27 protein-coding genes and 1 riboswitch are annotated in these 26,542 nt (G+C 35.9%); of the genes, 11 read left to right on the top strand and 16 right to left on the bottom strand.

Annotated features, from left to right (window positions below; all coding sequences use genetic code 11):
- Window positions 1-79 precede the first annotated feature (79 nt).
- The 3 genes from phaC to phaR all read right to left on the bottom strand — a co-directional run bounded on the left by phaC (window position 80) and on the right by phaR (window position 2,625).
- Entirely contained in the window at window positions 80-1,165 is a 1,086-nt protein-coding gene (gene phaC / locus AAG068_RS06655) for a class III poly(R)-hydroxyalkanoic acid synthase subunit PhaC (protein ID WP_048526792.1), read from the bottom strand.
- 82 nt (window positions 1,166-1,247) lie between these two features.
- The gene (locus AAG068_RS06650) at window positions 1,248-1,991 is read right to left on the bottom strand and encodes an acetoacetyl-CoA reductase (RefSeq protein WP_000250412.1); all 744 of its coding nucleotides are present in this window, start codon (window positions 1,989-1,991) and stop codon (window positions 1,248-1,250) included.
- Between the two features lie 151 nt (window positions 1,992-2,142).
- The gene (gene phaR / locus AAG068_RS06645) at window positions 2,143-2,625 is read right to left on the bottom strand and encodes a polyhydroxyalkanoic acid synthase subunit PhaR (RefSeq protein ID WP_098669874.1); all 483 of its coding nucleotides are present in this window, start codon (window positions 2,623-2,625) and stop codon (window positions 2,143-2,145) included.
- 198 nt (window positions 2,626-2,823) lie between these two features.
- Between phaR and phaQ the strand changes: the two genes are divergently transcribed.
- The 7 genes from phaQ to AAG068_RS06610 all read left to right on the top strand — a co-directional run bounded on the left by phaQ (window position 2,824) and on the right by AAG068_RS06610 (window position 8,298).
- The gene (phaQ, locus tag AAG068_RS06640; protein ID WP_000903021.1) at window positions 2,824-3,276 is read left to right on the top strand and encodes a poly-beta-hydroxybutyrate-responsive repressor; all 453 of its coding nucleotides are present in this window, start codon (window positions 2,824-2,826) and stop codon (window positions 3,274-3,276) included.
- Between the two features lie 42 nt (window positions 3,277-3,318).
- Entirely contained in the window at window positions 3,319-3,843 is a 525-nt protein-coding gene (phaP, locus tag AAG068_RS06635) for a polyhydroxyalkanoic acid inclusion protein PhaP (RefSeq protein ID WP_342718634.1), read from the top strand.
- Between the two features lie 101 nt (window positions 3,844-3,944).
- The gene (locus AAG068_RS06630; protein WP_342718633.1) at window positions 3,945-4,388 is read left to right on the top strand and encodes a MaoC family dehydratase; all 444 of its coding nucleotides are present in this window, start codon (window positions 3,945-3,947) and stop codon (window positions 4,386-4,388) included.
- Window positions 4,389-4,535: 147 nt separating this feature from the next.
- Window positions 4,536-4,721, top strand: a complete 186-nt coding sequence (locus AAG068_RS06625; protein WP_001140707.1) for an alpha/beta-type small acid-soluble spore protein — start codon at window positions 4,536-4,538, stop codon at window positions 4,719-4,721.
- Window positions 4,722-4,775: 54 nt separating this feature from the next.
- Window positions 4,776-6,155, top strand: coding sequence for a TrkH family potassium uptake protein (locus AAG068_RS06620; RefSeq protein ID WP_428846000.1), 1,380 nt, complete (start codon window positions 4,776-4,778; stop codon window positions 6,153-6,155).
- Between the two features lie 38 nt (window positions 6,156-6,193).
- Window positions 6,194-6,359: riboswitch (yybP-ykoY riboswitch) on the top strand.
- 90 nt (window positions 6,360-6,449) lie between these two features.
- On the top strand, window positions 6,450-7,244 hold the full coding sequence (locus AAG068_RS06615) for a TerC family protein (RefSeq protein WP_342718631.1): 795 nt from the start codon (window positions 6,450-6,452) through the stop codon (window positions 7,242-7,244).
- A 202-nt stretch (window positions 7,245-7,446) separates the two neighbouring features.
- The gene (locus AAG068_RS06610; protein WP_342718630.1) at window positions 7,447-8,298 is read left to right on the top strand and encodes a formate/nitrite transporter family protein; all 852 of its coding nucleotides are present in this window, start codon (window positions 7,447-7,449) and stop codon (window positions 8,296-8,298) included.
- Between the two features lie 27 nt (window positions 8,299-8,325).
- Here AAG068_RS06610 and AAG068_RS06605 read toward each other — a convergent pair whose 3' ends face one another.
- The 9 genes from AAG068_RS06605 to AAG068_RS06565 form a co-directional block, all read right to left on the bottom strand.
- Window positions 8,326-8,637, bottom strand: coding sequence for a cyclic-phosphate processing receiver domain-containing protein (locus AAG068_RS06605; protein ID WP_342718629.1), 312 nt, complete (start codon window positions 8,635-8,637; stop codon window positions 8,326-8,328).
- Window positions 8,638-8,651: 14 nt separating this feature from the next.
- The gene (locus AAG068_RS06600; protein WP_342718628.1) at window positions 8,652-9,374 is read right to left on the bottom strand and encodes a prepilin peptidase; all 723 of its coding nucleotides are present in this window, start codon (window positions 9,372-9,374) and stop codon (window positions 8,652-8,654) included.
- Window positions 9,375-9,486: 112 nt separating this feature from the next.
- The gene (locus AAG068_RS06595) at window positions 9,487-10,197 is read right to left on the bottom strand and encodes a LutC/YkgG family protein (RefSeq protein WP_098669868.1); all 711 of its coding nucleotides are present in this window, start codon (window positions 10,195-10,197) and stop codon (window positions 9,487-9,489) included.
- Window positions 10,197-11,618: a LutB/LldF family L-lactate oxidation iron-sulfur protein gene (locus AAG068_RS06590; RefSeq protein WP_342718627.1), complete on the bottom strand. Its 1,422-nt coding sequence runs from the start codon at window positions 11,616-11,618 to the stop codon at window positions 10,197-10,199. Before AAG068_RS06590 ends, AAG068_RS06595 begins: the two co-directional genes overlap by 1 nt.
- A gap of 16 nt (window positions 11,619-11,634) precedes the next feature.
- Window positions 11,635-12,354 (bottom strand): (Fe-S)-binding protein, encoded by a 720-nt coding sequence (locus AAG068_RS06585; RefSeq protein ID WP_342718626.1) that lies wholly within the window; start codon window positions 12,352-12,354, stop codon window positions 11,635-11,637.
- Window positions 12,355-12,522: 168 nt separating this feature from the next.
- Window positions 12,523-13,212, bottom strand: coding sequence for a FadR/GntR family transcriptional regulator (locus AAG068_RS06580; RefSeq protein ID WP_255448402.1), 690 nt, complete (start codon window positions 13,210-13,212; stop codon window positions 12,523-12,525).
- 383 nt (window positions 13,213-13,595) lie between these two features.
- Complete coding sequence (locus tag AAG068_RS06575; protein ID WP_342718625.1) at window positions 13,596-14,996, bottom strand: sensor histidine kinase; 1,401 nt, start codon at window positions 14,994-14,996, stop codon at window positions 13,596-13,598.
- 3 nt (window positions 14,997-14,999) lie between these two features.
- Window positions 15,000-15,671, bottom strand: coding sequence for a response regulator transcription factor (locus tag AAG068_RS06570; protein ID WP_098670160.1), 672 nt, complete (start codon window positions 15,669-15,671; stop codon window positions 15,000-15,002).
- On the bottom strand, window positions 15,664-16,638 hold the full coding sequence (locus tag AAG068_RS06565) for a YncE family protein (RefSeq protein ID WP_342718624.1): 975 nt from the start codon (window positions 16,636-16,638) through the stop codon (window positions 15,664-15,666). The genes AAG068_RS06570 and AAG068_RS06565 overlap by 8 nt, the downstream gene beginning before the upstream one ends.
- A gap of 136 nt (window positions 16,639-16,774) precedes the next feature.
- On the opposite strand from AAG068_RS06565, the gene AAG068_RS06560 reads away from it, so the two are divergent.
- The 4 genes from AAG068_RS06560 to AAG068_RS06545 all read left to right on the top strand — a co-directional run bounded on the left by AAG068_RS06560 (window position 16,775) and on the right by AAG068_RS06545 (window position 22,038).
- Window positions 16,775-17,890 (top strand): CdaR family transcriptional regulator, encoded by a 1,116-nt coding sequence (locus tag AAG068_RS06560; protein ID WP_342718623.1) that lies wholly within the window; start codon window positions 16,775-16,777, stop codon window positions 17,888-17,890.
- A 117-nt stretch (window positions 17,891-18,007) separates the two neighbouring features.
- Window positions 18,008-19,420, top strand: coding sequence for a glycolate oxidase subunit GlcD (gene glcD / locus AAG068_RS06555; protein WP_342718622.1), 1,413 nt, complete (start codon window positions 18,008-18,010; stop codon window positions 19,418-19,420).
- Window positions 19,417-20,745 (top strand): (Fe-S)-binding protein, encoded by a 1,329-nt coding sequence (locus AAG068_RS06550; RefSeq protein ID WP_342718621.1) that lies wholly within the window; start codon window positions 19,417-19,419, stop codon window positions 20,743-20,745. The genes glcD and AAG068_RS06550 overlap by 4 nt, the downstream gene beginning before the upstream one ends.
- Window positions 20,746-21,210: 465 nt before the next feature.
- Entirely contained in the window at window positions 21,211-22,038 is an 828-nt protein-coding gene (locus AAG068_RS06545; protein ID WP_087957920.1) for a CAP domain-containing protein, read from the top strand.
- A gap of 40 nt (window positions 22,039-22,078) precedes the next feature.
- Here the strand turns inward: AAG068_RS06545 and AAG068_RS06540 are convergent, their stop codons facing one another.
- From AAG068_RS06540 to AAG068_RS06525, 4 genes are all read right to left on the bottom strand, one after another.
- The gene (locus tag AAG068_RS06540; protein ID WP_342718620.1) at window positions 22,079-22,684 is read right to left on the bottom strand and encodes a DUF1648 domain-containing protein; all 606 of its coding nucleotides are present in this window, start codon (window positions 22,682-22,684) and stop codon (window positions 22,079-22,081) included.
- A gap of 91 nt (window positions 22,685-22,775) precedes the next feature.
- Entirely contained in the window at window positions 22,776-23,699 is a 924-nt protein-coding gene (locus tag AAG068_RS06535) for an RluA family pseudouridine synthase (RefSeq protein ID WP_342718619.1), read from the bottom strand.
- 98 nt (window positions 23,700-23,797) lie between these two features.
- A complete protein-coding gene (locus AAG068_RS06530) occupies window positions 23,798-24,214 on the bottom strand; it encodes a hypothetical protein (RefSeq protein ID WP_048526774.1) in 417 nt (138 codons plus the stop codon).
- Window positions 24,215-24,315: 101 nt separating this feature from the next.
- Window positions 24,316-26,508, bottom strand: a complete 2,193-nt coding sequence (locus tag AAG068_RS06525) for an MMPL family transporter (protein WP_342718618.1) — start codon at window positions 26,506-26,508, stop codon at window positions 24,316-24,318.
- Window positions 26,509-26,542 lie beyond the last annotated feature (34 nt).

The following is a 26,542-nucleotide window of genomic DNA, read 5'->3' as shown; positions in this document are numbered from 1 at the left end:
TATAAATTTCTCCCCTCTATGTTTTGTTATTTTCCATAAAAAAATCCAACTAACATATGCTAGTTGGACTTTTTTATTTTTACTTCGAACGCTCGTCAAGCCAATCTCCAATCGTTGGATACGTTTGTTTTACCGCTGTTCCACCGTAAACAATCGACATATGTCCCGTTGGTAAACATACATATTGTTTATCTGTGCTAGAAATATGATCTAGCAACGCTTCTACTTGGCAGGGCAGGGCGATATGATCACGTTTCCCTGAAATATTTAAGACATTCGCCTTAATATTTGCAAGGTCTACCTTTTGTCCGCGAATAACGAGTTCACCCTTAACCAGTTTATTGTTTTGATAAAAATCACGAATCCACTGTCTGTATGATTCACCTGGGAACGGAATGCCATCGCCAACCCACTTTTGAACTAACCTCCAGCTTTCAACGAAACGCTCATTCTCTGAACGATCTACTAAAGCAACATATGGACCAACAAAGTTCGTAATTGGTTTTAACATTTTGTTTCCGAAATCAATCATTTCTGGCGGAATATTTCCAAATGTATCAACCGCTTTATCTAGATTGAAGTATTTCTCATCTAATAAAGGACCATATAATCCTGTTTCAGAGAAATCAAAAGGACTTGTCATAAAGATTAGGTTACGAATTGGCATGTGCGGATGAAGTGCCGCATAAATAGAAGTTAGCGTTCCACCCATACAATAACCAAGTAAAGAAATCTCGTCCGATTTTGCAGTTCGCATTACTTTTTTCACTGCTTTTGCAATATAATCAAACACGAAATCATCAAATTTCAAATGACTATCTTCTAAACCAAATGTGCCCCAATCAAGCATATACACATCAAAACCACGGTCCACTAGATATTCCACTAAACTATTTCCAGGAGTTAAATCCATAATATATGGTTTATTAATAAGAGCATATATTAATAGAATTGGAACTCTTTGTGTTTTTTCTTGTTTTGGAATGTAGCGATAAAGCTTCGTCTTATTCTTCGTCCAAATAACCTCTTTCGGCGTTAATCCTACTTGCGGCTCTGGTTCACGTAATAAAATTTCACTCGCCCTTTTCACACGGCGGTACGCTTTTCGGTACTCTTCTGGGTATAGCTCTAATTGCTTTTCCCATTCTGTTACGAATGTAGTCATTTTTCTATCTCCTTTTTGGTCGATTTCCTTCTAAAAAAAGAAGTGCATTCCTGCTATGGATATGCACTTTTTTCTTACTTCATTACATATATAATCCGCCGTTAATGTTTAATTGCTGACCAGTGATATAAGCACCGTCACGGCATAGGTATACTACACCTTTTGCAATTTCATCAGCTTGACCAAAACGTTTTTTCGGGATTTTCGCAACGATTTTTTGGCGTACTTCTTCTGGTACTTCTGCTACCATTTCAGTATCAATAAATCCTGGGCAAATAGCATTTACAGTTACATTTGTTTTTGCAAGCTCTAATGCTAATGATTTTGTAAATCCTAGCATACCTGCTTTCGCTGCTGAATAATTTGTTTGTCCAAATCCACCAGCTTGTCCAATGATAGAAGAAATGCTAATAATTCTTCCTTCTTCTGCTTCCGTTATGTATGGAAGTACCGCGCTTGTCGTATTAAACACACTGCTTAAGTTCACATCAATTACGCGTTCCCAATCTTCACGATTTAATTTTTTGAATGTACGATCTCTTGTAATACCAGCATTATTAACAAGAATATCAACTTTACCAAAATGATTCACTGCTTCTTCTACAAGTCGGTTTGCATCTTCTACTTTAGAAACATCCGCTTGAACTGCATAAACGTCATGTCCTTCTTTTCCTAATTCATTTACTAAGTTTTCAGCTGCTTCTTTGCTGCTGTTATAGTTAATAACAACTTTTGCACCTTCTTGTGCTAACGCTACTGTAATCGCTTTTCCAATTCCTTTTGCTCCACCTGTTACGATTGCTACTTTGCCATTTAATTGAACCATTTCTTTTCCCCCTTAAATGAATTTGTGAACGATTATTATGAATCATTTTGGTACTCATACTATGGAGTCCCTATATAATTATGTTTCGCTGGTTATACACGTAAAAGAGATTCTCCCCCTCTCTTTTACCTGTTATAAACAAGCGCTATTATCACTTTTTATTTTCTGGTTTATTCGTAGGTTTTACTTCTTCTTTTACAGGTTCTTGTAGCTTTGCTAGTACTGCATTTTGCTTTTCTAGCAATTGTAAAATTTGATCAACTTTCGTTTCTAGCGTGCGAATATCTTGTTTTACTTTCGTAACATCACGCTTTAATGTAGGAGCTTGTCCTACTGACTCTACCTTCTCTTCTAGAAACTCCTCAATGTTATCCACTTTGTTTTCTAAGTTAATAACAAGCGTAGCCACTCTAGCGATATCCTCTTTCGTAGGCACATTCACCTGCTCTAAATAATTTTTTGTCGTATCATTTAATGCTTTTTGATAAAACAAATTCAAATCTAGAACGCTGCCCATCCAAGCAGAATATTCTTCTGTTTTAATTGTTTCATTGAGCGCTTTTCCCCAAAATGTTTCGGTTTGTTCATAAGCATTTTTCCATGCTTGTAGTGGATCGAATTTTTGATCAATCACTTTACCTACACTCCCTTTTTCGTTTTTGAAACAATTCAACCTATTCATTATTTTCTAATATTCTGAATAAAACTTCAAGTCTATATTTTATTTTTTTCTATTTTCTAACAAATGTATTGACTTTAAAAACAGATAGGTGTAAATTGCACTTATAAGCAAAAAATTCCATCTAACTGATTCATGAGGTGATGCACAATCATGCTACATAATGAACCAGAACAACGCGAAAGTTTGGAGAACAACCAAGCAAAACAACCAAACTCCATGCCAAAAAACTTCTTAGTTCCCTTCTTACTTCTATGTCTAAAAGACTGGAGTCTTCATGGTTACAAACTTATTCAAATGCTAATGGATATCGGCTTTTCTTCTGTTGACCAAGGTAATGTCTATAGAACACTACGCAAATTAGAAAAAGAAAATCTCATTTCTTCTACTTGGGATACAAGCGAAGGAGGGCCAGCAAAAAGAATTTATTCTTTAACTGAATATGGAGAGAAATATTTAGCAACATGTGCAACTTCTTTTGAGCATTACCAAAATATGCTGCGAACGTTTTTCACGTTATATACGAACGCATTCTTTCCATTTGCCACTTCTCCAGAAAAGGATGAAAAGGATTCTTCATCTTCACCTGGTGGTACAGCAGAGTAATCTGCGTTCACAATATGCAAAAAAACATTTGGGGGTCAAACAATGGAAACTAAACCAAACGAATTGGTCGATGCATTTTGGAAAAACTGGTCTCAATCTCTTTCCCTTTTCTCTTCAGCTGGGAAACAATTAGAGCAACTTACTTTAGAAACATTAAAACAACAACAAGACGCTTTGCATAAATTAACATCAGGAGTAGATGAACTAGAAAAAGAACTGCAACAATTCACTAATCAATTCAATAATCAATATACAGATTACGTGAAGCAATTAACTGGAAACTCCTTAAATGATCAAATTAACGAGTGGCAAGACAAGTGGAAAGAACTTTCTGCTCATATGCAACAGCTAACTGTTTCTCCTACAAAAACATCTTTGTCTATCCTTACTCAAACAAGCGGTCAATTTGAAGAAACAACTAAGCAATTTATTGAACAACAACAATTACAACGTGAAGAGGCTCAAAAACAGTTAGAAGGTTTTTTGGAAGAGTTCAAGTCGAAACAGTTGGAACTCGCAAAAAAGTTCGAGGAAAATTCAAAAAATCTATTTACTTCCATCAAGTAAGAAAAATGTGGGAGCTAACTGCAGCACAAACAAAACTCTTTCTTCCTCCTACTACATCAAGATGGCTGGCATTTTTCGATATGGAAAAGAAGGAGGACAAAATGAATCCATTTCAAGAAGCACAAACTGTTCCGGAGCTTCGTTATGATGAGATTCAAGTCGGTGATCAAGCATCCCTTACAAAAACGATTACGGATGAAGACGTTATCAATTTTGCAAAGTTGACTGGAGATGTGAATCCTATTCATATTTTAGACTCTTTTGCAAAAACGACAATGTTTAAAGAACGTATTGCTCATGGCATGCTCGTTTCAAGTTTCATTTCGACGATTCTTGGTACGAAACTTCCAGGGAAAAATACGATTTATTTATCTCAAAACATTTCATTCCGTGCTCCTGTCAAAATCGGCGATACACTTCGCGTTGTGGCAGAAGTCATCAAAAAACGTGACGATAAAAAAATCATTACGTTGCAAACAAACATATACAATCAATCCGATGATATTGTCGTGGAAGGTACAGCGACAATACTGAAAAAAGAGTAGCAAATTTGCTACTCTTTTTTCTATCCAATAACTTCTAATCACACCGATTACTTCCGCGTATGAGCACGCCGGTTCCACATAAAATAACAGTACCAGTTCAGATAAGTACTTAGCTGGACTGGACTACTTATAAGGATGTGTATCATCATGGCAAAAACAAACAAATTACTAGTTCCAGGTGCTGAACAAGCACTTGATCAATTTAAATATGAAATTGCACAAGAATTCGGCGTAAGCTTAGGGTCTAATACTGCATCTCGTTCTAACGGATCAGTTGGCGGTGAAGTAACAAAACGTCTTGTTTCTTTAGCTCAACAACAATTACGCGGATAACACTATAACATATGGCTTAGAGGCAGATATTCTCTGCCTCTTTCTATTTTTAACATACATAAACGTACTTTTTCACATACTAGTAAGAGCAAACAGAAAGGAACGGTATGTAACATGAAACGGATTAACATTCGCATGAGTCCTCCCCGCGTTCTTACTTTGTCTTTTATCATGTTATCAATTATAGGTACATGCTTATTAAAACTACCAATTGCTACAACAACGTCTATTTCATGGCTCGATGCTTTATTTACAACAGTTTCTGCTTGTACGGTTACAGGGCTAGGGGTTGTGGACACTGGAAAAGTATTTACTTTATTTGGTCAATGTGTCATTTTAACGCTTATACAAGTGGGCGGACTTGGCATTATGAGCTTTGCCGTTTTAATTGCGATTATGCTTGGCAGAAAAATTGGCCTTCAAAACCGAATTTTACTGCAACAAGCATTAAATCAAACGAATATAGGCGGTGTCATCCGTCTTGCCAAAGCATTATTTTTATTTTCTTTTACAGTCGAATGTATCGCTTCTTTCATTCTTTCTTTTGAATGGGTACCGAAATATGGGATTGCTAAAGGGATCTATTATAGCTTTTTTCATTCCATCTCTGCTTTTAACAATGCTGGTTTTTCTGTGTGGAGCGATAATTTAATGTCCCATTCTCATAGCATTCTTGTCAATCTTGTCATTTCCTCCCTCATTATTTTAGGTGGGATTGGTTTTACAGTAATCGTAGATATAAAAAGAAAGAAAAATTTTAAAAACCTTACATTACACTCAAAACTTATGCTCTCTTCTACTCTAATCGTCAATATTATTGCGACTATTTTTATTTTTACATTCGAGTTCCACAATTCTCTCTCTATGAGAGGATTTACTCCATTTGAAGAAGGCATGGCTGCTTATTTCCAAGCTATTTCAACGCGTACTGCCGGGTTTAATACAGTTGATATTTCTGCATTATCAAAGCCTTCCCTTTTACTAATGATGCTTCTAATGTTTATCGGCGCCGGTAGTGCTTCAACTGGCGGTGGGATTAAATTAACAACCTTTTTAATCATGTTTTTTGGAGTATTTAAATTTTTACAAGAACAAGATGATATTGTCGTGTTTAAAAAATCTATTAAAGATACTCTTATTGTCAAATCATTGACCATCACTATTATTTCTATTTCATTTATCTTTTTTGCTATTTTAATTTTGAGTATTACTGAGCGAGTTCCTCTATTGATGAGTGCTTTCGAAGTATTTTCAGCATTTGGGACTGTCGGTCTCAGTATGAATTTCACACCGCACTTAACGATGATTGGAAAAGCTATTATTATCTTTATGATGTTTTTCGGCAAAATGGGACCTTTAACACTTGCTTTTTCATTTGCACGTAAAAAGAACCGAAAAATAAAATATCCGAACGAAGATATTTTAACAGGTTGACAACCGTATAAATTATCCATATAATGAGAATACAATAGCATATCTCCAAAGGGGAGTAGCGTCCAAGAATATTTCTTGGAAACAAAGTCGTCATTACGTAGAACTTAGTTCTTCCGGCTTTGTTGGCATTTTCATTACATATGTCTAGCAAGACCTTTGCCTATTAACGGCAGAGGTCTTTTTTGTATTCATTCCCAAATTCTTCCAAAGTTAATAGACAGGAGTATGGGGAAACTAAATAGTGGGGAAATTCTTCACTTATTTAGTACTTATAGAAATGAGAGGAGAATGTACATGGATGTATCATTATTATTGGAGTATGGTTGGGTATTACTTATCCTAATTGCACTAGAGGGGATTTTAGCAGCTGATAACGCTCTTGTTCTTGCAATTATGGTAAAACATTTACCAGAAGAAAAACGAAAGAAAGCACTATTTTACGGATTAGCGGGGGCATTTGTTTTCCGTTTCGGATCGTTATTTATGATTTCGTTCCTAGTCGACGTATGGCAAGTGCAAGCAATCGGTGCCATTTACCTTATGTTTATCGCTGGTAATCACTTATTTAAAACGTATGTTAAAAAGAATACGGATGAAGAAACAGAAGAAAAAGAGGCAAAGAAAAAACAAGAGAACTTTTGGTGGACTGTATTTAAAGTTGAAGTTGCAGATATCGCCTTCGCAGTTGATTCAATCTTAGCTGCCGTTGCATTAGCAATGACTTTACCGAAAACAGGATTAGGTACAATTGGTAGTCTTGATACTGGGCAATTCGTTGTTATCTTTGTAGGTGGACTTATCGGATTAATCATTATGCGATTTGCGGCAACTGCTTTCGTACAAATCTTAAAACGTAAGCCAGGACTTGAAACTGCAGCATTCTTAATTGTAGGTTGGGTTGGTGTGAAACTAGCAGTTTATACATTAGCACACTCTGCATTAAATGTAATTCCACATTCCTTCCCAGAATCTACACCTTGGAAGCTTACATTCTGGATTGTATTAGTTGGAATCGCAGTTGGCGGCTGGTTTTTCTCGAAAGAAGTAGAAACAAAAGTCGAAAAGAATCTAGACGAAAAAGCGCTGTAATTACAGCGCTTTTTCTTTTTCCTTTCTCCCTCTCCATGTCCAGAAAAATTTCTATTATACTACTTTTTGAAAACGTTTTCTTGATATATGTATGTCCTTTTTGTGAAACATTACACAAACTTATTGAAACTATGATCAAATCCATGTACTTTATTCATATAAGGAGCATTTATAGATGATGTACTAAAGGAGCGTATTACTCATGCTAGAACAAGGATTAGATTATGTTGTCAAACTGGCTAAGAGCAAAAAACAAATGCTAGATATAAACCCGATGCAATATTTCATTCGTGCCGCACTTGCGGGTATTTATATCGGTTTTATTATCGTACTATGTTTTAAATTAGGTAACTTCTTTCACATTGCAGATTCACCAGCCACTTATTTAGCGGCTTCCATGTTTTTCGGAATTGCCCTCGTCCTTATTATATATGGCGGTGCTGAATTGTTCACTGGAAACACAATGTACTTCACTGTAGCAACTTTAAGAAAAGAAACAACGATTTCTGATACACTTCGTAACTGGGTCGCTTGTTATGCAGGAAATTTAGCTGGTGCTTTATTCTTTGCTTTACTATTTTATGCAACTGGAATTTTCGAAGCAATTGATCACGGTCATTTCATGAATAAAGTAGTAGAAGGAAAAATGAATACACCTACAATTCAATTATTCTTTAAAGCGATTTTATGTAACTGGCTCGTATGTCTTGCTTGTTTCTTACCTTCTCAAGTGAAAGGTGATACAGCAAAAATTATGATGATGATGCTACTCGTTTTTACATTCTTCTTATCTGGTTACGAACATAGCATTGCAAACTTATCACTATTTGCTTTATCTTTAGTTTCACCGCATCCGGAGACAATTTCTTTTACAGGTGCTATTCATAACTTAATTCCAGTTACAATCGGTAACATTATTGGCGGGTCTGTATTTGTTGGTGTGGTATACCATTACTTAACAAAGAAAGCACCTGACATGAAACAAGAAGAAGCCGAATTAGTAGCAGCTCAACAAGAAGAGATTATTCCGTTGCAAGCGCATTTGAAACATTAAAAACTCCAAAGTTTTACTTTGGAGTTTTTAGCTCCCCACATATTTAACAACAAGATGAGGATTAATTTCTCCTTCTTCCTTTCCCTTTTCAATTCTCTGTTTCATCTTGTACATACCGATAACATCATTCGTATGAAGGTGCATTTCATTTACGTATAAACCTTCTTTACAAAAAGCCTCTACAAAATCTAATCCACTTTTTTCTCCCCATCTCATGTTAAAATCAAGGGAAAGAATATTCACATCATAATCCCGAACCATTTGCAAAGCACATTCTACTGTAGTTGCAGGTACATACCCGTACGGGCAACTTCTTTGATCGTCCATATATACATTCATGTTCTATCCCCTCTCTATTTTGCATACGTGATCAACATGTAACATATTGCCCCAAGACTAATAAAGGGACCAAACGGAATTGGGGTCCTCATTTTCATACGTTTTAATACGAGACCCACTCCAAAGAAACAAAGACTAAAGCAAGATGCTAAAAATAAAACGATAAAAATCCCTTTCAGTCCCACTATAAATCCAAGTAACGAAAGTAATTTTATATCCCCTCCCCCAAGCCCTTCTGGATATATCTTTTGCATGCAATATAACAAAATGAATATAACGCTACTACCAACTATACTATCTGTCCAAGTGACTAACGGTACAAAAATACATTCTAAAATGAGTAAACAGGCAAACGAAGCTAAAATACGATTTGGAATTAACATATATATGTAATCTGTAACCGAAATAATAAGAAGTAATGAAAATAGCGATAAAATGATAATAAGTTCTTGTTCCACCCCAATCATATATACAGTAAGAAAAAATATCATTCCGGTTACAAGTTCAAATACTACGTACAAAATTGAAATTTCTCTTTTACAATTCGTACACCGTCCCCTTTGTATACAAAATGAAATGATTGGAATCAATTCTTTTGGCTTTAGCACATACTTACAATAATGACAATGTGAACGCGGGGCAATGATAGACTCACCTAGTGGAACTCTCATCGCAATTACCATAAAAAAAGAACCAAACACCATCCCCACTAACAATGCATATACATAAGTGAACATCCCTTCCTCTCCTTTCCAGAAGAACATAGCAAAAAAAGGAGAGAACTTCTACTTCATATTATCTCTATTCTATTAAAAAAGCAGGCCATTTTCTGGCCTGCTTTCCCCTCTTTTATACGATGAAATATACTGCTTTTAATGGTCCGTGTACCCCGACAACAAGATTCATTTCAATATCTGCCGAGTTACTAGGTCCTGTAATAAAGTTAATACAAGATGCCACTTTCTCACCATTTTCTATACGCGAGTTCATATCCTCAACTGCTTGTGTAATACGAGGCACAAGTGTTTCACGTGGAATAATAGCAAAGTATACAGTCGGTAAAAAGTGTAAAGAACGACCTTGGCCTTTATGACTTTGTACAACGATCGTACCAGATTCAGCTAAAGTATAATCACTAAATGCAATTCCAATATTCGCTCTTTCTGCGATACGCATATTCTCTTCTTTCTTCTCAGGATCCCATACATTCACTTCAACATTTTGATTTGGAAGCTCTTCTTTAAATAAAGACGTCAATCCATAGGAATCAAAACGTTCATCTGCCGATAACATAATAGGTCCCCCACCGTTTTCCACGATTACTTTTTGAATATCTTCACGTAAACGGTCGTTTGTCGTTTCCACAACAGTTGTATGAATGTTTGTACATTGATTTTTAAATACTTCTAACAATTCTTCTTGTGAATAATCTTTTAACGTTTCTTTATTCACATTATTTTTCCACACTGGACGTTTTACACCATCCGTTTTACGCGTGCGTCCAAGTTCTTTTGCAATATTATCTAGAAAGGACTCACGGTTTTGAATTAATCCTGTCATTATTTGTCCCCGCCTTTCTTATGATCTTTATACCAATCACGGAATCTTTCTTTACTTGGAGCCGGGAATTCACGAATATCTGTCCAGTTTTTAAGTGGCCCAACACCTTTTGATACACGGTTACCAGATGTAAATGGACTCATTGCTGCTGGCGCCATTTTTGATCCTATTTTATATAAAGCTGCTGAAGATGCACCCATACTAAACATTTTCATTGCTAATTTTTCTGCAAGTGGAGCACGTCCTTCTTGCTCAACGATAACTTGGCGATGTTTTAATAATAAATCATGCAATGGAATTTTTACTGGACAAGCTTCTGTACACGCCCCGCATAAACTAGAGGCATAAGGAAGCTCTTTGTAATCATCATATCCGCCTAAAAGTGGTGTTAATACCGCACCAATTGGTCCTGAGTATATAGACCCATATGAATGTCCACCAACATGACGATATACAGGGCATACGTTCACACAAGCAGCACAACGAATACATTGCAACACTTGACGGAATTCAGATCCAAGAATTTGAGAACGACCATTATCGACAATAACTAAGTGGAATTCTTCTGGTCCATCTACTTCCTCTTCTTGAATTGGTCCCGCTACAGTTACATAACTTGTTAACTTTTGACCTACTGCACTACGACATAGTAAACCAACTAAAACATCTAATTCTTCCATTGTCGGAACCATACGTTCCATACCCATTACTGCAATTTGTGTTTTCGGAATCGACATAACAAGGTCGGCATTACCTTCATTCGTTACTAAACAAAGAGAGCCAGTATTTGCAACAGCGAAGTTACAACCTGTCACACCAATTTCTGCATCCATAAATTTTTCACGAAGTTGTTTACGAACAAACTTTGTCATTTCGTATGGATCATCAGAATTTTCATAGCCAAGCTTTTCTTTAAATACATCACGAATTTGCGTTCTATTTTTATGAAGAGCAGGCGCAATAATATGTGAAGGTGGATCGTTATCTACTTGCAGAATATACTCTCCTAGATCACTTTCTAACACTTCACAACCGATTTCTTCAAGTGCATGGTTCATACTAATTTCTTCTGTTACCATCGACTTTGATTTTACTACCTTTTTTGCCTGCTTCTTTTTTGCAACGTCTTGAATATACTTTGCTGCTTCCTCTTTCGTTTTCGCAAAGTACACATGTCCGCCTCTTTTTGATACATTTTCACTTAACTGCATTAAGTAATAATCAAGATTTTCTAATGTATGTTGGCGAATTTCTTCACCCAGTTCACGCCATTCTTCCCAGTTTCCTAATTCATCTGCTGCTTTTAAACGATTCGTATATAAGCGTGTTTGTGCAGAAGATACTGCTCCGCGCATAAACGAATCTTGAATTCCATCGCCAACGCGATCATTAAATTTTTTCTCACTGATTTTCATAGACATAGCTTATGTTCCCCCTTCATGAGCGACTATTCAGTACCTCAGCAATATGCATTACTTTTATTTCTTTTCCTAAACGCTCAATACGTCCGCCAATGTTTAACAAACACCCACAATCTGCACCGATTAAATAATCAGCGCCTGTTTCCATTGCACTATCTACCTTTTCATCTACCATTTGCTCAGAAATCGGAGTCATCTTCACTGAAAACGTTCCCCCAAATCCGCAACAATTTTGCACATTTGGCAACTCTCTCACAGTTAATCCTTTTACATTTGATAATAAAATTCCCGGTGCCTCTGTTACTCCAAGCATACGTGTCATATGACATGATTTATGAATAGTAGCGACCCCTGGTAAACTTGCACCGACATCAGTAACCTTTAAAACATCTACAATAAATTGTGTAAATTCATATGTTTTATCGGCAACTTTTTGTGCACGTTTAGCCCACTTCGGATCATCTTTAAAAACATGCGGATACTCATGAAACATTGTCGCACAAGAACCAGATGGCGTAACGATATATTCTGCATCTTCGAAAGTTTCAATCATATGTTTCATCGCTTCTTTTGCTGCTTCTACATGGCCGCTATTATAAGCAGGCTGACCACAACAAACTTGTGCTTCTGGAAATTCAATTTCACAACCTAAACGCTCCAACACTTCAACTGTTGCTTTGCCGACGTTTGTTTCAAACATATCGACTAAACAAGTAACAAATAAAGTAACTTTCATAATTATTACTCCCCCTTTTTACAACTCCACCAACAAACATATGGTCATCAGATGACTAAGGAAAGAAGAAGTAGGCTCAACCATGGCCTATCCTCTCCCTTTTCTAAAGAAAACGCTTACTTAATCTCTCTCTATTTTATCAAAAAATTTGATTTTTAAAAGATTAAATTACGAATTTATATCGTTTATACCTGTGACAATATGTTCTACATTTGTTAAATGATCTAGCATTGCTTGCTGCGCTAATTCTACATCTTGCTTTAACACTGCATCATATATAACTTGATGCTCTTCTATAAGTCGTTCTGATGTTGTTTGTTCACCATATAAAATAATGCGTCTTGATTCACCAATTGTTTCAGCAATCATCTCTGAAACATGATTCATGAGTTCAAGCAAAATGTTGTTATGCGAAGACTCCGCAATTCCCATATGGAACTGAAAATCTGCTTTTTCACCAGCTTTTTCATCTCCAATGCTCTTTGCCATTTCATCTAACCAATGTTTCATATTTTTCAAATTCTCTTCCGTACGTTTTGCCGCAGCTGCTCGAACTGCCCCCACTTCAAGCACCTTTCGCACTTCTAATAAATTCAAAATATCTTCTTTCTTCATTAATAATCTATTGTTTAATGATTTCGTTAATGAAGAAGAATCGAAATTCTTCACATATGTACCTTCTCCTTGTTTCATCTCAATTAAGCCCATCGCTCTTAGCGCACTTAGCGCTTCACGTACAGCAGATCTGCCAACTTGAAACTGCTCAGCTAATTGATGCACAGGAAGTAGTTTGTCACCAGGTTTTAACGTACCATTTTTAATCATTGTCAAAATAGCTTCAGATACTTCTTCGTAAATTTTTTTCGGTTTAATCGATTTGTACTCCAGTTAAATCACCTCAGTATCTTCCAAACAACAATTGAAACGATTTATAAAAACTTTGCATCATAACTATTTTAGAACGAATTGGTAAGAAGTACAAATGTTTTGTTCATAAAATCGTCAAATTTCCGATATTTATTACATATTAATTTATATCTTTCTGTATAACTATTATCTCCCATAAAAAGTGAAACTTTAATCAGTGAGGGTTTTGTTCATCCCCCACTGATTATCAGCCCTCACCAATCGGGCTTTTACTGGCAGTTGATCCCCCACCTAACTTCTTTGCTTCCGCTGAATTTTGAGGTGGGGATCTTACTGCCCGGAAAATAGCGGGATAAAAAAGCACGCTCTAAAAACTAGAACATGCTCGCCTCATCCTGTACTTTCAATTTAATAATAACTGTCGTCCCATTCCCTTTTTCACTTTCAATTCGCCACTGTCCATCATGTATATGAACAATTTGTCTTACAATAGCAAGACCTAAACCTGTTCCACCATGTTGGCGACTTCTCGCTTTATCAACGCGATAAAAACGTTCGCCAAGATTTTCTAAATGCTCTGTATCAATACCGATTCCCGTATCTTTTATGTTCAATTCACAATAATCATCTATCTGCCTAAGCGTTATCATAATATCCCCGTTTGGATTTGTATACCGTATCGCATTATCTAACACGTTATGAAGCACTTGTTGCATACGATCCTCATCTATCATTACAATGATTTCTGGGTTTAAATTTGTTGAAATACGAATTTTCTTTTCTATAAACTTAATCTCATACGTATCTAGCACATCTTCAATCAGTTGTGAAAAAACGATAGGTTGTTTCTTTAACGGAAAATGTTCACCTTCTAATTGTGCTAAATCTAATAAATCATGTACGAGGCGCTGCATACGATCCGCTTCTTTATGGATGAGCTGCGTTACTTTTTCTTGCTGTGGTCCCTTCGCTACACCATCTAAAATAGCCTCGCTATATCCTTTTATATAACTAAGCGGTGTTCTTAGTTCATGCGAAACGTTAGCTAAAAATTCCTTACGCTTTACGTCCTCTGTCTCTAAAGAATTTGCCATTTTATTAAATGCTTTTCCTAATCGTCCAATTTCATCTTCAGAAGAAATTGTAATTCGTTCTGAGAAATCTCCCGTAGCCAAATGATTCGCAACTCGTTCCATTTGCGAAAGCGGTCTCGTAATGGCAATAATAATTTTTCTGCCAATCCATATTGTCAGTAAAGTTATAGCAAGTGCTAACGGTGCCAAAATAAGGCCCATATCATATATTAAGTCTTTTATACTTTTTAAAGGAATATAAGAATATACAATGCCAACTAATTTTTTATTTTCTAAAACAGGGATGACAACCCCCATAATATTACGGTCAAAATGTTCCTCGTATCCTATCTTTGTCACAGTTTTTCCATCTAATAATGCTTGCCTGTCCCCTTCACTTATAAGAGAATGATGATGCACATCAAAAGGTAAGCATGCGCTTAAATCACGTGGATTGGATACAAAAAGAACGTCTGAACTAGATATTTGATCAAATGCTCTTACTTTCTCTTCAAAATTTGATATGCCTTCACGCTTATCATATTGCGCAGCAAGCCCCTTCCCCTCCGTTACTAATGAATCTTTTAAATTATCAACGTATAGTTTTTCGTACGAGTATAAAGATACAAAATAGAGAAAAGAAACTGTTACAAATACTGCACATACTACTGTCAGCCAAAGCTTCTGTACCATCGTAAACATACGTTACACCTCAAATTTATAGCCTACACCCCAAACAGTTTGAATGTAGTTTCCACTTTCTCCAAGTTTCAAACGCATTGTTTTCACGTGCGTATCTACCGTTCTTGTACTTCCGGCATAATCATATCCCCATACCTTTTCCAGCAATTGTTCTCGGCTAAATACTTGTCCCGTATGTTGGCAAAGAAAATAGAGTAAATCAAACTCTTTTACTGTAAGAGAAATCGGTTCACCATCTGCCTCAATCTTCCTACTTTTTTCATTAATAAGGATCGGTCCAAATTGAACTTCCTCTTGTTGTTCTTGCTTTGTATAACGTCTTAACACAGCTTCCATACGAGCAATTAATTCTCCAGGACTAAATGGCTTTACAATATAATCATCTGCTCCCATACGTAAACCGTTCACCCTATTCCACTCTTCACCTTTTGCTGTTAAAAATATAATTGGTACATCTGACGTTTTTCTAATTTCTTTACAAACTGAAAGTCCATCCATCTCTGGCATCATAATATCTAGTACAACGAAATCATAATGATTCTTCTCTAATTTTTGTAGCGCTTCTTTTCCATTTTCAGCTTCTCCCCACTCGTACCCAAAATTATCTAAGTACATTCCAACAAGCTGTCTCATATCACTTTCATCATCTACAACTAGCACCCTATATTTACTCATTGTCCTTCCCTTCTCTCTCTATGAGTTGAAACGGCCCTTTTCCGACTTTAATTGTTTTTTTTATTTTTAAATTCTTCATATCCATGACGCACACTTCATCACTATCATAGCTTGCTACGTAGCCTTCTGCTCCGCTCTTCAAAAATGCAAATGGGTTCGATCCTACTTCTACAGAAGCAACCTCTTTATACGTGCTAACATCAAACTTTCTAAGCATATTCGAGCCGTGACTTAATGCATATACATACTTATTATCATTCGTTATATTCACAGGCATAAACGGGGCGTGTAAAGAACGTATCATTTCTCCGTTCTGCAAAGAATACACTAATACTTTCTCATTCACTTGATTTCCATCACCATGTCCGCCAATCCATATCTCTTTGCCACCCGGGCTAATTGTTGCTCCCGTTGACGCTGGGGGAATCATAAAGGATTGGACCACTTCTTTTTTCTTTGTATCAATTGTCGTTAGCTTCGTATCATAAAAGTTTAATACAGATAACTGGTTATCGTGCTCTACCATCGTTATTGGTCCTTTTCCGGTTGACACACTCCCCGTCTCTTTTCCTTTTATCGTAAAAAACCTGACCTTTTGAGCATTTTGATCGGCAGCAAATAATTGTTTTTTATCTTCTGATACGACAACATTTACAATGCCTTTTCCCGTTTTATATTTTTCCACTTGCCTTCCTTCTGCTAGTGAATATACATACATGTACTCTAGCTGCTTACCATATACAAGTATGTCCTCACTGTTTGGAAGTAGTGCAATTCCTGCCATCGGTTCGTTAAGTTCCCATGTCGTAATTAACTTTTTTGTTTGTTTATCAACAAAACTAAGGCTACCTTCTTTTATATTCGTTGTTATAATAACACTTTGATCTTTAGCAATCGGTGTATATGAACTTCCTTGACACCCTACTAATAGAAATAAAAAACAGAGAAGAAAAACATACTTTCTCAAAAGATCCCCTCCATCTTCGGATGATTTCGTTATAATTGTAAAATAACAAATAAATGTGTGGAAAGTGTGAAATTTCCCTTTCTTATATCATTTACATATATAATGTACAACAAATAGAATTTGAGGTGTGCAAATTATGCTTTTTCCTGATTTAGCAAATAAAATTGTACGAGAAGTACGCAGACTAATTAAAGAAAATATTATCATCATTAATATACAAGGCGTTATTATCGCAAGTACAGATATAGAAAGAATCGGTCAATTTCATGAAGGTGCACTCCGCTGCGCGAAACAAAAGAAAACTGTCATTATTACAAAAAAGGATGAACGATGCTTGCAAGGCGTAAAGGCGGGTATGAACCTCCCCTTACTATTCCATGACGAAGTAATTGGTGTCATTGGAATTACAGGCGAACCTGAAAATATTTCACAATACGGAGAAATATTACGTAAAATGACCGAACTACTCATTCACGAAAACTACTTTTTAGAACAACTAGAACTTGAACACCGTTCTTATGAAGCATTTGTCTTTGATTGGCTTCAAAATACAGACTGGTCTCCAACCTTTCTTGATCGCGCCAAAACACTTGGTATTGATTTATATAAGAAGAAACAACTTATTTTGTTCTCTATCGATCAAAATGACACGATGCTTCAGCGTAAAGTTTGGCAACACATACGCAATCTATTAACAAAGGAGCACCTATTTGTTCGCTGGGGAAATGATCGATTTATTTTATTTACATCCACGAACTCCAAAGAGCAAACGTATCAATTTTTAAAACGATTAAAACAAGACTGTGAAACTTTATTTTCTATTCCTTTATATATCGGGATTGGACAAACCGTTACGCCAAACAATATGAACTTATCGTACGAACAAGCGTTACAAGCTCTTTCTGTATCACTTGAAACGAAGAAAATTGTATTTAATGAAGATTTACGTTTAGAAATGTGCTTACAAGATATTTCTGCTGAAACGCGGGAACAGTTTCTAAGGCGCACCATCGAAAACTTACTATCATCACCTGAGCTTATGCACACTTTACGTTTATTTATCGATTATAACCAATCTTATAAACAAACAGCGAAGCAATTACATATACACATTAATACATTGCATTACAGACTTAAAAAGATTGAGGAGCATACAGGACTTGACCCAAAACAATTCAAAGACTTAAACATTTTATACTTTTCTCTCCTCTTATTAGATACTCACACAAAAAAGAATGATAAAATAGATTAATCTTTAGATGATTATACATAGAAAGAATCCCCCAACTTTTTTATCATTATAATGAAAGCACTGTTACAACGTTTTTTATTATGACTAAATACGTTAACAGTTTGAGGGGGATTTCCAATGTTAGAAAAGCAAATTATTCATTCATTCGTATCCATTGTTGGCGAAGATAATGTAGATACATCCAATATGGGGCGTTTAACGTATAGTTATGATGCCACTCCAAACTTCCAAGCAATGCCTGATGCAGTCATTGCTCCTCGTAATACAAATGAAGTAGCTGAAGTGTTAAAAATATGTAACGCTCACAAAATCCCTGTATATGTTCGTGGTTCCGGAACAAACCTTTGCGCAGGGACATGTCCACTTGAAGGCGGTATTGTTCTTATCTTCCGCCATATGAATAACATTTTAGAAATTGATGAAGAGAATTTAACAATTACTGTGCAAGCTGGTGTTATTACACTTGATATTATTAAAGCCGTAGAAGAAAAAGGTTTATTTTATCCACCAGATCCAAGCTCGATGAAAATTTCTACAATTGGCGGTAACATTAATGAAAACTCAGGTGGATTACGCGGATTAAAATATGGCGTAACACGTGATTATGTGATGGGTCTTGAACTTGTCTTACCAAATGGCGATATGATTCGTACTGGTGGTAAATTAGCAAAAGATGTAGCTGGTTACGATTTAACTCGTTTATTTATCGGTTCTGAAGGAACACTTGGCGTCGTAACAGAAGCGATATTAAAACTTGTTCCTATGCCTGAAACGAAGAAAACGATGCTTGCGCTATATGAAGATATTAATGAAGCTGCACGCGCTGTTTCTTCTATTATTGCAAATAAAATCATTCCAGCGACACTCGAGTTTTTAGACCAGCCGACAATTGAAGTTGTAGAAGAGTTTGCACAAATCGGTTTACCAACTGACGTAAAAGCAATTTTATTAATTGAACAAGATGGTCCACCTGAAGTTGTCAATCGAGATATTGAAAAAATGGCTAACGTTTGCCGCTCTATGAATGCAGTCGATGTTCGCGTTGCAAAAGATGAAGCGGAAGCAGATGCGCTTCGTACTGCTCGCCGTAGCGCACTATCAGCACTTGCAAGACTAAAACCTACAACAATACTGGAAGATGCAACTGTGCCACGTTCACAAATCGCTCCGATGGTTGAAGCTATTAATGCCATTGCAAAAAAATATAATATTCCTATTTGTACGTTTGGACATGCTGGTGATGGTAATCTACATCCAACTTGTATGACCGATGCTCGTAATGAAGAAGAAATGCACCGAGCTGAACAAGCTTTTGCTGAAATATTTGCAAAAGCAATCGAACTTGGTGGCACAATCACTGGTGAGCATGGTGTTGGTGCGATGAAAGCTCCGTATTTAGAAATGAAATTAGGTAAAGAAGGTATTGCTGCTATGCAAGGGATTAAACAAGCCTTCGATCCAAATAGCATTATGAATCCAGGAAAGATGTTCGCGAAGGACACTCGTAAAAGAGTGGTGGTTGAGCGATGACAACATTAAATAAAGAAAACATTCAAAAAGAATTTAAAGAACGATTAAGTGAAGATGAACTACTAAACTGTATGCGATGCGGTTTCTGCTTACCAACTTGCCCTACTTACATTCAATCTGGGTATAAAGAATCACATTCCCCACGCGGACGTATCGCGTTAATGAAAGCGATCGTTGACGGTTTGATTGAGCCAGATGAAGATGTTGAAAATACATTAAATGTTTGCCTCGGTTGCCGTGCTTGTGAACCTGTTTGTCCATCTGGTGTGAATTATGGACATTTATTAGAAGAAGCTCGTGATATTATAAATCAAAACAAAAAGTTCTCGGTGCCAGTGAAAGCTGTTCGTAAAGTCGTTTTTGAAGGACTCTTCCCGCATCAAAATCGAATGAGAACATTAACCGGTCTACTTAGATTTTATCAGCGTTCTGGTTTACAAACGATAACACATAAAACAGGGATTATGAAACTATTCCCTGAAACACTTGCAACGATGGATCTCGTTCTACCAAAAGTCCCTAAAATGAAAGCAATGAAAGATCGCCCTGAATTTTTACATGCTGAAAGTACAAAAAAGAAACAAGTTGCATTCTTCACAGGTTGTTTAATGGATACGATGTTTTTAGAAACAAATAATGCAACAATGAAACTTCTTCAGTTAGCTGGTTGTGATATCGTTATTCCGAAAACACAAAGTTGCTGCGGGGCATTACATGGGCATGCTGGTGAGCAAAGCGGTGCAAAAGAATTAGCGAAACGCAATATAAAAGCTTTCGAAGATTTAAACATCGATTATATTATTACGAATGCTGGTGGTTGCGGAGCTTACCTCGTAGACTACGATTATCTTTTAAAAGATGATCCACAGTGGGCTGAACGTGCGAAGCAGTTTGTTTCTAAAATTAAAGATATTACCGCTATTCTAGTAGAACTAGACTTCCACAAGCGAACTGACTTACGACTCACGCCGCAAATTATTACGTATCAAGACTCTTGTCATTTACGCAATGTTATGCGAACATCTTCAGAACCTCGTATGTTACTAGAAGCAATTCAAGGCGCAACATATCGTGAAATGAAAGACGCGGATCGCTGCTGTGGTTCTGCTGGTATTTACAATATTGTTCATTCAGAATTATCCATGGAATTTCTAGACTACAAAATGGACCGTGTACACGAAACAGAAGCGGCAACTATTGTTACTGCAAATCCAGGTTGTTTATTACAAATGAAATTAGGCATTGAGCGAGAAGGTCTTTCTCATAAAATGAGAGGAATTCACATTGTAGATTTATTATTAGAAGCAATTGAAACCAACTCGTAATAACTCGTAACATACGTAATAATAAGAAAACGGCTATCTCCTTCGTCTACGTAAAGAGATAGCCGCTTTTTTGTCCTCTACAACATTAAAAATATGTTACTTTATTATAAAAAAGAACGACAGAAACATTACAGTTTTGTAAAAATCAATCCAGTATATTCCTCAAAAAAACTCTCAAACCATTGATACAATAGGATTCTTCATTTTCTATTTAGGTAACTTTATCCAAAACTCCCCTCTTAAAACCAAGTATAAAAATGCTGAAAATTCCTTTTATACTCTATGTTTCTCTTATTTTTCCTCTTTTCCCCTCTTAGGATAAATTAGGTAAATTTTAAGTCTATGAATTTTTTTCCATCTTTTTTCTCACAAAATCTATGCTACGATGAATTTGTCAGTCAGACAGGCTGTCAAAAACAAATCGTGTGAAAACAAATTAAAACTTTATATAGGGGGACACACATCATGAAAAAACGTGTTTTATTATCTGTAGCTGCTGCAACGGCTCTTACTTTAGGAGTATCTTCTCTAGATGCACAAGCTGCAACAGTACAACCATCTAACATAAAGGTTCAAAATATTCAGCATTCAAAAGTGATGATGAAGCAAATGAGCCAACAAGAATTACAAGCATTCTTACAATCTATGGGCGTGGAATCATTAGCACAATGGCAACAAGGAAACTTCCAACCAAATTGCATTATTCCTGGTCAACAACCTACTGAAAATGTTGTAACTGAGCAACCAACAGCTAAGCCAGAAACTCAAAAGCCTGCTGAGCAAAAACCAGTTGAGCAAAAGCCTGCTGAAGAAGTTCAAAAACCAGAAGCTCAAAAGCCTGCTGAAAACAACAATACTCAAAAACCAGCTGAACAAAAACCTGCTGAGCAAAAGCCTGCTGAAGAAGCAAAATCTTTAAGCGAGTTCGAACAACGTGTTGTTGAATTAACAAACGCTGAGCGTACAAAACAAGGTTTACCAGCTTTAAAAATCGATACTGAATTAAGCAAAGTAGCACGTATTAAATCTGAAGATATGCAAAAAAACAACTACTTTGATCATAACAGCCCTACATACGGGTCTCCGTTTGACATGATGAAGAAATTTGGTATTTCTTATACATCAGCCGGTGAAAACATCGCTCAAGGCCAACGTACACCTGAAGAAGTAGTACAAGCTTGGATGAACAGCGCTGGACACCGTGCAAACATCTTAAATAACGGTTTCACTCACATCGGTGTTGGCTACGTAGAAAGCGGTAACTACTGGACACAACAATTTATTACGAAGTAAATAGATTAAAAGAGTCTTCTCATTATGAGAAGACTCTTTTTTATGTTTCATAACTTTCTATTATGTATGAGTATAAAATGTAAAACATGAACAAAATAGAACCACTACTTATTACACTAAGTAATACATAAAACCCCCACTTCAAATTCAAAAATAATGAAAATAATATACTACATGCCATCATTTGAAAAATCCGCCTACTCACTAAACGGATCTTTTGTAATTTGATTGGGTCTTTTTCCGTACTCTGAACTTGTTTAAACAACTTACTAAGCATAAACAGAAACATACTAATCCCAATTGTTAGTCCTGTTTGAAAGGATATCATACTTCCAAAATTAATAAAGAGAATGAGCATATGGATAAACAACATAAATAAAGTAATCGTCTTTAGAAATCCACTTATAATGACATGCTCGCCTTCATTAAACTTATATATATTATGTGAAATAATATACATCAATCCATGTAAAAAAATAAGAAAAAAAGGAATAAATGCTATAACAACTTGTTTACTCATAAAATCGTTCGGCCCACCATTTTCATCCCAATGTACAGCCATCTCATTCGGTAAATATGGATAGAGGCATAGAGTAACTAAAAGACAAGCGAATAATATTCCTAGTATATATTTATATTTGACCAAGCAATTCTCACCTCTCTTTTCTCTTAACGGCTTCGCTTCTTTTAGAGAAATTCCTGCAAGAATCTACTTTTCTCAAATTTAAGCTTACACTTTATGCATTCATTCTTTGAAATTCTTTTATTGTATCATTTAATTTTATAGGAAATGGTACATCCACTTCGATTTCTTCTTTCGTAATAGGATGTAAGAAGTTTATCTTCATGGCATGTAACGCTTGCCTAGACATATATTTCGTTTGTCCACCATATAATACATCCCCAATTAATGGATTGCCATTATAGCTCATATGAACACGAATTTGATGAGTCCTACCTGTTTCTAATTGTAACGTTACGAGCGTAACATTTTGGTTTTTAAAATACTTCTCTACTTTATAAAATGTGATAGCTTGGTCTCCCTTTGGAGAAACACGTCGTCTCGTCGCATGATGGCGATCCCTTCCAATCGCTGCGTCAATTGTTCCTTGCTTCTTTTTTACTTTTCCTTCCACAAGCGCCGCATACGTTCTTTTAATTTTTCGTTCCATTAATAAATGATCCATAATTGCACCAGCAATTCTATGCTTCGCAAACACGACACCACCTGTCGTATCTTTATCTAACCGATGAATATGACGAACTTTCGTCTCTAAACCTTGCATTTGAAAATGAAAGGCAACAAGGTTTGCAAGTGTTCCCATCCCGCCTTTTTCAGCAGGGTGCGTATCCATCTTCTCAGGCTTATTTACGATGAGTACGTGATCGTCTTCATACACTACATGTAATTCACCATACTCAGGCTCTACATCGTATTCTTCCTCCATAAACATATGGACTTGTAACTTATCGCCCTCTTTTAGAAGCTCATTCCATCTTCTCTGTTCTCCATTAACAGTAATACCTTTTTCCATACGAAGCTGATGTAACAACTTTTTCGGTATTTCCCATTCTATTTTTAATAATGACTCAATGCTTATACCATTCCATTTCGCTGGAACAGTCATTTCGCACCATTCGCCCTTCTTCTTCGTTTCCATACTGTATCACCTTATTTCTATTGATTCTCTCATTGTAACGGAAAATAGACTTTGATGCACCGTCAAAAATAGAGGACAGTCTTATAATAGACTGCCCCTCACGCTCTACGCTTTTTCATCTCCTGCAATACTTCTTCCGCTTTTTGTTCATATGATAAATCTTTAAAGAAATCCGCCAATCTTTTATAATCATTATACGTATCTAATAAGTCATCCATCTTTTCTACTTTCATCACTTGTTGTTTTTGCTTCATTTTTACTGGATAACGATAGCCCGATACTTCTTGTATTTTGTAATATTCATCCTCTACTTGAATAACTTTTACAAGTTCCTCTTCCTCCGCATCCATCGTATACCCATCAAAATCTCTAAGCAATTCATAAATGATATGAGTCCATTCATCTTTTGGATAAAACCCTTTTTCTAACCGATAACCGACAATGCGATACATATGCCCATCGTTTTCTGCAAACTGTACTGTATCATTTAGCTTAAACTTAAAATAACGAAACATTGCCTTCACCTACTTATATGTAATGTTCTTATCACATACTATTTGCAAAATGTAGGTCTTGCTATTCATAAAAAAATACTCATCTTATAGATGAGTATTTTTTACGATGATTTTTCTCTTTTCTTCCGAAATGGTAACCACCAATTCCAGTCTCCAAACAATTTCATTAAACTTGGTACAAGCATAAGACGAATAATTGTTGCATCAAGGAATATCGCTAATGCAACACCAAGCCCCATTTGTCTTACTGGTAAAATATCAGTAAAGGCGAACGCACCCGTTACAACAATCATAATTAATGCAGCTGATGTAATAATTCTACTTGTTGAAACAAGTCCTTCTAACGTCGCTTGATCGTTATCTCCTGTTTCTTCATATAACTCATGGATACGTGAAATAAGAAAGACTTCATAATCCATGCTAAGCCCAAATACGAGACCGAAAATGAAGATTGGTAAGACAAATAGAACAGGACTTGCTTCTAAACCGAAATGCCCACCTTCAAATAACCAAACAACAATTCCAATTGTTGCGCTTAAACTAAGTATATTCATAATAATTGCCTTAATTGGAATGAGTATAGATCGGAATGCGAATAATAATATAACAAAGGTCGATCCAAATATAACAGACATCCCAATTGCAACTTTATCTTTAATTTCATCTTCTAACTCTTGTTGGAACGTCGTCATTCCGCCTAAATAATACGTAACATCTGTTTCTTTATAATTTTGTTTAAAATCACGAACCCACTGTTTAGCAGTTTCATCACGTGGTTTTGTTTTTAGAAAGACTTCTATCGTCGTCTTATTCCCTTTCGTGTATGCTTCAAATATAGGAGCTAGTTTTGCTGCTTCTGGCGACGCTAATATTCCAGCAACTTGATCTGCTTTCATTCCAGTTAACCCATCATATAAACTTCTTACTTCATGCACTTTTTTATCGTCTTTTAACTTTTCAATGACTTCTTCTATCTTTTGTAAACTTTCTTTTTCTTTCATATCTTTTTTCGTCTCTACCACTAACGTAACGTCAGCATGTGTTTTTGCAGTTTCATTAAATGCCTCTTCGTACTTCTCATATGCAATTCTTGTATCACTTTGTTTAGGTAAAGCTTCTACGTCAGGGAACTGTAAATTAGCTGTACGTAGTGGTAATAAACAAATCACAATAAATGTTGTAACAACAATAATCATCGCAATTGGATGTTTCATTACAAATTGTGCAAATTTACGCCACGCCTTTGCCGGAGTATGTGCTACTTGATTCTTTTTTAATATTCGTTTACCAATTAATGATAATAGCGCTGGTAGAAGTGTGAGTGAAAATAAAATACTCATAATCACAACAATCATTCCGCTAATTGCAACTGACTGAATATAATCAATTTTAAAGAAGAACAAACCGGATAATCCAACAAATACACATAATCCCGAAAATACGATTGCACGCCCTGCTGTCTGATATGTAATTGCTATCGCTTCTTTTACCGTTCGCTTTGCAACTTCCTCTCGAAAGCGATTTACAAATAATAGTGCAAAATCAATAGATAACGCAAGTCCAATCATCGGTGCAACATTTAACACAAAGATAGATAGTTCCTTATCGACACCTATAAAGTATAATATGCCCATCGTACTAATAACACTAAGTGCCCCATTTACAATTGGTAAAATAGATGCCAAAAGGCTACCAAATGAAAATAGTAATACGAGAAATGCAATTGGTAATCCAATCATCTCTGCCACTTTTAAATCATTTTGCGTTCTTTCATTAATCTCTTGATTAATTTTTGGAAATCCTGTAGGCGTTACTTTTAACGATGTATTACTTTCCTTTTCGACTTTATCAGCAAATTGTAACGTCTTTTCCATTCGTTCCTTATTTGTTTTCCCGGAAAATAAAATTGTCGCATAGCCGATATCATCTTGTAACATTTCTTTATTTTGCACTGGATGATGGAAAGATTCATAAGTCTCTTTCTCTTGTACATTCTTTACAATTCCTTCTACTTGTTTTTGAAATTCCTCATGTGAAACACCTTTCTTTTTTTCAAAAACGAGTAAAAGTGTATCTTGAGACCTCTTAAAATCTTTATCTAAAATTTCTTTCGTTTTTTGATAGTCCCCTTCTGTTTGGAAACCGTCACCACCTAATACTCCTGGTAGCTTTGGAGCAAAAATCCCAAGTGCTACCGCAAGTAAAACTAACACTACAATTACTGTATAACGAAATTGATACAAAAAAGCTCCTAACTTTCCCCACTTATCTACTTTATGTACATTTGTTTTCATACATTTTCACCTACTTTACATCATTCAATTGTCA

The sequence above is a fragment of the Bacillus paramycoides genome (genome assembly GCF_038971285.1).
GTDB lineage: Bacteria > Bacillota > Bacilli > Bacillales > Bacillaceae_G > Bacillus_A.
Note: the sequence above shows the minus strand (reverse complement) of the source record. Positions and strands in the feature narration are given on the sequence as shown.